Genomic DNA, 8,429 nt, shown 5'->3' with positions numbered 1-8,429 from the left:
CTCACGCTGAGGCACGGTCTTCAAGGACCAAGGATGAAGCCGAGCGCCGTCCGCCGACAACTCTCCTACAGTCTCGTCAACAGACAAGGATGAGGACGTCAGCAACAAAGCTCCTCATCCTGAGGCGCCCGCGCAGCGGGCCTCGAAGGACGCACGACCCTCGACCGAGCCGCCGCTGAGAGGCTCCGACTGGCAGCCTATCCGGGATCTGGCGCGTGCGCCCTGGGTCGCGCTTGTCGGGCGGCGGCGGGTCTCTTAACTGCGATCCATGCCGCTGGACGCCCTTCTCGCCGACATCGCCGCCTGTCGGGCCTGCGCGCCCTACCTGCCCCACACGCCCAGGCCGGTGGTGCGGGTGGGCGAGGCGACGCGGCTGCTGATCTGCGGCCAGGCGCCGGGGCGGCTGGTGCACGAGACCGGCCTGCCGTTCAACGACCCGTCGGGCAATCGCCTGCGCGAGTGGATGGGCGTCGACCGCGAGACCTTCTACGGCCGTCCGGAGATCGGCGTCGCGGCCATGGCCTTCTGCTTTCCCGGCACCGATCCCAAGGGCGGCGACTATCCGCCGCCGGCCCGCTGCGCCGCGCTCTGGCGCAAGCCGCTGCTGGCCGCCCTGCCGAATGTCGAGCTGACCCTGCTGGTCGGCAGCCATGCCCAGGCCTGGGCGTTGGGGGAACGGATGAGGGGCAACATGACCGACACCGTCGCCGCCTGGCGGGACCATATCGACCAGGGCGTCCTGCCCCTGCCGCATCCGTCGTGGCGCAACACCGCCTGGCTCAAGCGCAATCCCTGGTTCGAGGCCGAGGTCGCGCCCTATCTTCGCCGCCGAGTGGCGGGCATTCTGGAATCATGAACCGTCGGACACTTCTTCTCGGGGCGACCTGCGCGGCCGGCCTGGCCGCCTGCGCCCCGGTCACCCAGCATCCGGGCCCGGGCGAGCTGGGCTATCGCGGCCCCCGGCTGGACAAGGACGGCCTGTTCAGTTTCGACGGCAAGAAGCTGGGCCTGATGACGTGGCTGCCGCCCGAAGGCCAGCCGGTTACCCACGTGATCGTCGCCCTGCACGGCATGAACGACTATTCCAACGCCTTCCACCTGGCCGGGCCGTTCTGGGCGGGGCAGGGGATCGCCACCTACGCCATCGACGTCCGCGGCTTTGGCCGCTCCCCCGACCGGGGCGTCTGGGCGCCGCCGGAACTGGTGATCGAGGACATCCGCACCGCCGTGGCCCTGGTTCGCGAGGCCCATCCCGAGGCCAAGGTCGCCCTGGCCGGCGAGAGCATGGGCGGGGCCCTGGCCATCGTCGCCATGGCCTCGGAGCGACCGCCGGCCGCCGAGCGCCTGCTGCTGTTCGCGCCCGCCGTCTGGGGCTGGTCGAACCAGCCGCTGCCCTACAAGACCAGCCTGTGGATCACCGCCCACACCACGCGGAGCTGGGTGGTCAAGCCGCCCGAATGGCTGGTCAAGAACGTCCAGCCCACCGACAATATCGACGAGCTGCGGCGCATGGGGCGCGACCCGCTGATGATCTGGGGCGCGCGGTCCGACACCCTGTACGGCCTGGTCGGGCTGATGGAGAAGGCCTGGGCGTCGCTGGGCAAGGTCCAGGTCCCGGTGGCCTATTTCTACGGGGCCAACGACCACATCATTCCCAAGGAACCGACCATGGAGGCCGTCCGCCGGCTCAAGCCCGACGACCGCTCGGCCTACTACGCCAACGGCTGGCACCTGCTGCTGGTCGACAAGCAGGCCCAGGTGGTGTGGACGGACGCGGCCTCGTTCCTGAAGGACCCTCTGGCCGACCTGCCGTCCGGCGCCCCGCCGATCCCCGGGGCTCCGACCGCGCCGAACGTGGTGCGGTCGGAGGGGGCGAGGCCGTAACGAGCGGCCATCCCGTGCGTCCTTCGAGGTTCGCCTTCGGCTCGCACCTCAGGATGAGGACCTTTGTTGCTGCTGAAGACCTGATCCTGAGGCGCTCGCGCAGCGGGCCTCGCAGGACGCATGGCGTCCCGGTCCCTCGCACGGGTGCGGCAAGGTCGGGTCTTGTGACCTCGCCCTCACCGGCGTACACCCGCGCGCAAACTTTCTGGCTAGGGCAGGACTGACGGCATGACCTTGTTCGATTCCCCGGATTTCGAGGGACATGAAGGCGTTCACGCGTTCTTTGACGAAAAAACCGGCCTGAAGTCGATCATCGCCGTCCACTCTACCGCGCGCGGACCGGCGGCCGGCGGCTGCCGGATGTGGGACTATTCCAGCGCCGACGCGGCCGTGACCGACGCCCTGCGGCTGTCGCGCGGCATGTCGTACAAGAACGCCATGGCCGACCTGGACTTCGGCGGCGGCAAGGCGGTGATCATCGGCGACGCCCGCAGCCAGAAGACGCCCGAACTGTTCGAGGCCTTCGGCCGCGCCGTCGACAGCCTGGCCGGGCGCTACTGGACGGCCGAGGACGTCGGCGTCTCGCCGGCCGACCTGGTCGCCACCCGCCGCACCACCCGCTATGTCGCCGGCCTGGAAGGCCACGCGGCCGCCTCGGGCGATCCGTCGCCGGTCACCGCCGAGGGCGTGTTCCGCGGCGTGCGGCTGTGCGTCCAGCGCGCTCTGAACCGCGACCTGAACGGCGTTACCGTCGCCATCCAGGGCGTCGGCCATGTCGGCGCCTACCTGGCCGAGAAGCTGCATGCGGCCGGCGCCAAGCTGATCATCGCCGACGTCAACCTGCGCGCCCTGGACGAGGTGGCGGCCAGGACCGGCGCCAGGATCGTCCCGACCGACGCCATCTTCGACGTCGAGGCCGATGTCTTCGCGCCGTGCGCCCTGGGCGGCGCGATCTCGGCCACGACCCTGCCGCGCCTGAAGGTCAAGGTCATCGCCGGCGGGGCCAACAACCAGCTGGCCGACGCGACGATCGGCCAGGCGGTCTATGATCGCGGCATCCTCTACGCCCCCGACTATGTGATCAACGGCGGCGGCATCATCAACGTGGCCGGCGAGATCCGGGCCCTTGAAGCCGGCGTGGCCTTCGATCCGGAGTGGGTGGCCACCAAGCTGGACCGCCTGGCCCAGACCCTGGGCGAGGTGCTGGACCACTCGCTGGTCGACAAGCGCCCCGCCAACCTGGTCGCCGACGAGATCGCCCGGGCGCGGATCGCGGCGGCGCGTTCCTAAACTCACCATCAAACTCGCCCTCTCCCATGGGGAGAGGGAGGGGCCCAAGCGAAGCTTGGGAGGGTGAGGGGGTTTTCGTCGGACGGCGTGCCGGCAGGGCGCTCGCGTGAAATCGGAAAGGGTGTAACCCCTCTCCCTCCCGCCGCTACACGGCGGGTCCCTCCCTCTCCCGCTGGGAGAGGGTTTTGGTTGTTCGCACCCTTCCGCTGATCTCCGCTCCCGCGTCGCGGTCAAGCCGCAGGTAGACCGGTAGGGCCAGGAGGGTTACCAGGCCGATGGCCACGAACGGCCAGGTGAAGCGGTCCGGGGGCAAGTGTGCGCCGTGGCCGCGGGCCAGGTGCAGCATCAGGCCGCCGAAGCTGACGCCCAGGGCCAAGCCCACCTGCTGGGCCACGGCCGCCAGGGTCGAGGCGGCGGCGACCTTGGGCTGCGGCACGTCGGCATAGGCGATGGTGTTGGCGGCGATGAACTGGTTGGAGCGGGCGAAGCCGGCCAGGAACAGGGCTGCGGCCATCACCGCCATCGGCGTCGCCAGGGTGAAGAAGCCAGGAGCGGCCGTCAGGACCGCCGTGGCGATCACGAACACCGCCAGCGAGGTGCGAAAGCCGAAGCGCTTGAGCCCCGCCGCGGCGAAGGGGCGGGCGATCAGGGCGCCGACCCCGGTCCCCAGGGTGACCGCGCTCGCCTTGAGCGGACTCCAGCCCAGCGCGACCTGCAACAGCAGGGGCAGCAGGAACGGGCTGGCGCCGATGCCCAGCCGCACGAAGGTCCCGCCCAGCAGGCTGGCGCGATAGGTGCGGTATTTGAGCAGGTCGAGGTCGAGGATCGGCCTGGGCGTGACCTTGGCCTTGCGCAGATAGAGCCAGCCGGCGCCCAGCGCCAAGGCCACCACGCTCGCCTGCGCCCATGGCGGCAGAAGCGACAGCCCCGCCGTCTCGGCCACCACCACCAGGCCGCTGATGGCCGCGGCCGACAGCAGGAAGCCCAGGGTGTCGAACTGGCCCATTTCGGTGTTGGGCTGTCCCCGGGGCACGAAGCGCATCACAGCGGCCATGCCCAACAGGCCGATCGGCAGGTTCAAGTAGAAGATCCACGGCCAGTCGGCGACGCTCAGCACCAGGCCGGCGAGCGGCGGGCCGATCAGCGGTCCCACCAGGGCGGGCATGGTGAACCAGCCCATGGCGCGGATCAGCTTGTCCTTGGGCGTCGAGCCGACCACGATCAGCCGGGCGACCGGGGTCATCATGGCCCCGCCGATCCCTTGCAGGATGCGCGAGGCGACCAGGGCCTCAAGGTTTCGCGACAGTCCGCAGAGGGCCGAGCCGGCCAGGAACACCATCATCGCCGTGACGAACACCCGCCGCGCCCCGAACCTTTCCGCCGCCCAGCCGCTGACCGGGGTGAACACCGCCAGCGCCAGGATGTACGAGGTCAGGGCCAGCTTCAGGTGGATCGGATCGACGCTGAAGGCCCGGGCCAGGGTGGGCAGGGCGGTCGACAGGGCAGTGGAGTCGATGAACTCCATCAGCAGCGCGCTGGCCACGGCCAGGGAGATCAGCCGGGTTCCGAGAACCGAAGGGTCTGGTGAGGGAGCGGGCGGATCGGACGGCACGAGGGGCGGCTTACGCCCGCCGGCCGCCGATCTCAAGCGTCGGGCGGAGATCGAAGGCGCCGGCCGATCGGCCTTCTCGCGCGTTATTCCACCTGCACCCGCCCGGAGCCCGCCATGACTCAGGAAACCCATCTGTCCGAGCTGGAAGAGGAGATGGCCCAGGCTGTCGCCTCCGAGGATTTCGAGACCGCCGCGGCGCTGCGCGACCAGGTCGATCAGATCCGCCGCGACCAACGGATCATGGAGCAGCCCGGCGCCGACGCGCCCCAGGCCTCCTACCTTCGTCGCCAGGAACCGGGAAGGATGGGCCTGGGGACCAACCAGTCCAGCTATGCGCCGCCCAAGGGCTGGGTTCCGCCCCCCAAGCCCGACCCGATGACGACAGGACATTCCAAGGGAGGGCGGCGTTCTAAGGGCTGAGGGCAGGGGCAGCGCGCCGATCTGCTTTCCGGTATCGCGGGCGCCTGCCGCCAGGGCGCCCTGGGGGCGCTTTCAGAATTCCTCCGTCCGCGTTCCATCTTGACGCTTGCGCCAAATTCGAACGGCCGTAAGACTTCCCTACAGGTAAAGGGGATACCGTAGTGAGTCCGAAGAGCGACGGCGCGACCGTCACCACCGCGCCGGAGACCGAGGTCGAAGGCGTCGACAACGAAGCCGTCACCAAGAACCTGGTGTTCGTCGCCGCCGAGCGCCTGTTCGCGCTGCACGGCTTCCAGAACGTGTCGGTGCGCGACATCACCGCCGCGGCGGGCGTCAACCTGGCCTCGGTGAACTATCACTTCGGGTCCAAGGACGCCCTGCTGTACGAGATCTTCCGTCGCCGCACGGTCGAGCTGAACCGCGAGCGGGCCAAGAAACTGCACGAGGCGATCGATCGCCATGCGGGCAATCCGCCGGTTCGCGAGATCCTGGCCGCCCTGCTGACGCCGCCGCTGAAGTGGCTGGCGCCCGACCACGAGCGCCGCATCTCGCTGCAGTTCCTGATCCGCGCCCGCAGCGAAGGCACCGACGAGATCCGCAAGGTGCTGCAGACCGACGTCACCCACCTGCGCCGCTTCTCCGACGCCCTGCTGAAGGCCCGTCCGGACCTGCCGTCCGAGGAGATTTACTGGCGGCTGCACTTCACCCTGGGCATGCTGCACAACAACCGCTTCGCCGAGTTCGACCGCCTGAACGTGCTGTCGGAAGGCGCGACCAGCGAGGCTGACGTCGAGGCCCTGCTGAACCGGATGCTGGCCTTCGCCGAGGCCGGGTTCTCGGCCTAGGGGCGTCGCGCGGAAAAGTAGACGCCGGTTTTCCGCAAAAACGATGCGAAAACAAAATCTAGAGCAAGCCGCCCGATTCCTGTATCGCGCGGCTTGCTCTAGAAGCCTGACCGCGTCGCCGAGATAGGCCGCGTCCCGAGAAGGGCGCGGCCTTTTTCGTTGTCGCGCCGCGCGCCCCCGACAATCGGCTTTGGCCTCGTCCCGGTTTGACAGGTCGGGCCCTTACCTCCTATTGCATTTGCGACTCATTATTGTTCGCAGAGAACCTGTTCATGATTTCCTCCCCGCGCGCCCTGCTGATGGCCGGCGCCGCTCTCCTGGCCCTGTCTTCCGCCGCCGTCGCCCAGGCCGAGGAGACCACGCCCGCCGCCGACGAGGCCGGCGCGGTCGAGAACCAGGTGGATGGCGTGGTGGTCACTGGGGCGCGCACCCGCACCTCGGCGGTGACGGGCCTGGACATGAGCCTGCGCGAGACCCCCCAGTCGGTGACGATTCTCGACCAGGCCCGGATCCGCAACTTCGGCCTGACCAGTGTCAACGACCTGCTGGCCCAGGTGACCGGCGTCAATGTCGAGAAGGTCGAGACCGACCGCACCTACTACAACTCGCGCGGCTTCGACATCACCAACTTCCAGGTCGACGGCATCGGCCTACCGCTGATCTGGGGCATCCAGTTCGGCGACCTGGACACCGTGCTGTTCGACCGGGTCGAGGTGGTGCGCGGCGCCAACAGCATGATGACCGGCACCGGCAATCCCTCGGCCACGGTCAACTATGTGCGCAAGCGCCCGACCGACGCCTTCAAGGCCAGCGCCGCCCTGCAGTACGGCTCATGGGACGACTATCGCCTGGAGGCCGACGTCTCGGGGCCGCTGAACGCCGCGGGTTCGGTGCGCGGCCGGCTGATCTACGCCAACGAGGACAGGGGCTCGTACCTCGACCATTACCACGTCAATCGCAACGTCTATTCGGGTCTGCTGGCCTGGGACGTCACGCCCAAGCTGACGGTCACCGCCGGCTACGCGCTACAGGACAACCGTTCGCGCGGCGTGCTGTGGGGCGCCCTGCCGCTGCTTTATGCGGACGGCGCGAAGGTCGACTATCCGCGTTCGGCCTCGACCTCGGCCGACTGGACCTATTGGAACGTCAAGGACCAGACGGCCTTCACCGAGCTGGACTACCGGTTCGACAACGGCTGGGCGCTCAAGGCCACCGGCACCTACAAGCGCTTCAACGAGAACGCCAAGCTGCTCTACGCCTATGGCAATCCCGACCCGGCCACCGGCCTGGGCGTCAGGGGCATGAGCGGCGTCTACCCGTCGAAGTACGAGAACTTCATCCTCGACGCCTACGCCTCGGGCCCGTTCCAGCTGTTCGGACGGACGCACCAGCTGGTGGTCGGCGGCCAGACCTCCAAGTCGACCGGCAAGGAATGGGAGAACTTCGCCCTCGACAGCGAGATCCCCTATCCGGCCGTCGGTCTGTGGAGTTCGCAACAGGTCGCCGAACCGGCCTATCCGGGCGCGGACCTGAAGAGCGACCAGACCGACCGCCTGTCGCGCTTCTACGCCGCCGCCCATTTCAGCGTCGCCGAGCCGTTGAAGATCGTGGCCGGCTTCAACGCCCTGAAGCTGAAGTCCAAGGGCTATTCCTACGGCGCCGACACGCCGCGAGACGAGAAGAAGGTCAGCCCCTATGTCGGCGCGGTCTACGACCTCAACCCGAACGTCTCGCTCTACGCCAGCTACACCGACATCTTCAATCCGCAGTCCGAGCGCGACATCAACGACCGCAACCTGCCGGCCGCCCATGGCAAGGCCTATGAGGCCGGGGTCAAGAGCGAGTGGTTCGACCACCGCCTCTACCTGACCGGCGCGGTGTTCCAGTCACAGCAGGATGACCTGGCCATCGCCGTGGGCGTGGACGGAACCCGGACGGTCTATGCCGGGCTCGACACCAAGGTGACCGGCTATGAACTGGAAGCGACCGGCGCCCTGACCGACCGGTGGACGGTCAGCGCCGGCTGGACCCAGCTGAAGATCGAGGGCGAGGACGGCCAGAACCGCGAGTACCTGCCGCGCAAGACCTTCAAGGCGACCACGGCCTACACCTTCCCGCAGCTGCGCAACCTGACGATCGGCGGCGCGCTGCGCTGGCAGAGCGCGGTGTCGATGGTCGACATCGCCCCCGTCGAGCAGAAGGCCTATGGCGTCGTCGACCTGATGGCCGGCGTCGACCTGACCGACAAGGTGCGCGCCACGCTCAACGTCAAGAACGCGGCCGACAAGACCTACCTGACCAGCCTGATGTGGACCCAGTCATACTACGCCGCGCCGCGCGGCGTGTCGCTGCGTCTCGACTACAGCTTCTGAGGACGG

Annotated in this window: 7 protein-coding genes; 6 read left to right on the top strand and 1 reads right to left on the bottom strand. The window is 68.7% G+C overall.

Annotated elements, in window-relative coordinates:
• Positions 1 to 268: 268 nt before the first annotated feature.
• The 3 genes from EV278_RS11345 (at position 269) to EV278_RS11335 (ending at position 3,174) form a co-directional block, all read left to right on the top strand.
• On the top strand, positions 269 to 856 hold the full coding sequence (locus EV278_RS11345; protein ID WP_132090926.1) for a uracil-DNA glycosylase family protein: 588 nt from the start codon (positions 269 to 271) through the stop codon (positions 854 to 856).
• On the top strand, positions 853 to 1,884 hold the full coding sequence (locus EV278_RS11340; RefSeq protein ID WP_132090923.1) for an alpha/beta hydrolase: 1,032 nt from the start codon (positions 853 to 855) through the stop codon (positions 1,882 to 1,884). The genes EV278_RS11345 and EV278_RS11340 overlap by 4 nt, the downstream gene beginning before the upstream one ends.
• A gap of 228 nt (positions 1,885 to 2,112) precedes the next feature.
• Positions 2,113 to 3,174: a Glu/Leu/Phe/Val dehydrogenase gene (locus EV278_RS11335; protein WP_132090920.1), complete on the top strand. Its 1,062-nt coding sequence runs from the start codon at positions 2,113 to 2,115 to the stop codon at positions 3,172 to 3,174.
• A 145-nt stretch (positions 3,175 to 3,319) separates the two neighbouring features.
• On the opposite strand, the gene EV278_RS11330 is transcribed toward EV278_RS11335, so the two are convergent.
• Complete coding sequence (locus EV278_RS11330; RefSeq protein WP_243692160.1) at positions 3,320 to 4,717, bottom strand: MFS transporter; 1,398 nt, start codon at positions 4,715 to 4,717, stop codon at positions 3,320 to 3,322.
• A gap of 183 nt (positions 4,718 to 4,900) precedes the next feature.
• Between EV278_RS11330 and EV278_RS11325 the strand changes: the two genes are divergently transcribed.
• The 3 genes from EV278_RS11325 (at position 4,901) to EV278_RS11315 (ending at position 8,423) form a co-directional block, all read left to right on the top strand.
• A complete protein-coding gene (locus EV278_RS11325; RefSeq protein ID WP_132090914.1) occupies positions 4,901 to 5,206 on the top strand; it encodes a UvrB/UvrC motif-containing protein in 306 nt (101 codons plus the stop codon).
• A gap of 161 nt (positions 5,207 to 5,367) precedes the next feature.
• Positions 5,368 to 6,051: a TetR/AcrR family transcriptional regulator gene (locus EV278_RS11320; RefSeq protein ID WP_132090911.1), complete on the top strand. Its 684-nt coding sequence runs from the start codon at positions 5,368 to 5,370 to the stop codon at positions 6,049 to 6,051.
• Between the two features lie 272 nt (positions 6,052 to 6,323).
• Positions 6,324 to 8,423: a TonB-dependent siderophore receptor gene (locus EV278_RS11315; RefSeq protein WP_132090908.1), complete on the top strand. Its 2,100-nt coding sequence runs from the start codon at positions 6,324 to 6,326 to the stop codon at positions 8,421 to 8,423.
• Positions 8,424 to 8,429 lie beyond the last annotated feature (6 nt).

Origin of the sequence: Caulobacter sp. BK020 (assembly GCF_004342605.1) — a bacterium.
Classification (GTDB): domain Bacteria; phylum Pseudomonadota; class Alphaproteobacteria; order Caulobacterales; family Caulobacteraceae; genus Caulobacter.
The sequence above is the reverse complement of the archived record's forward strand: the minus strand, read 5'-3'. Positions and strand labels throughout refer to the sequence as shown.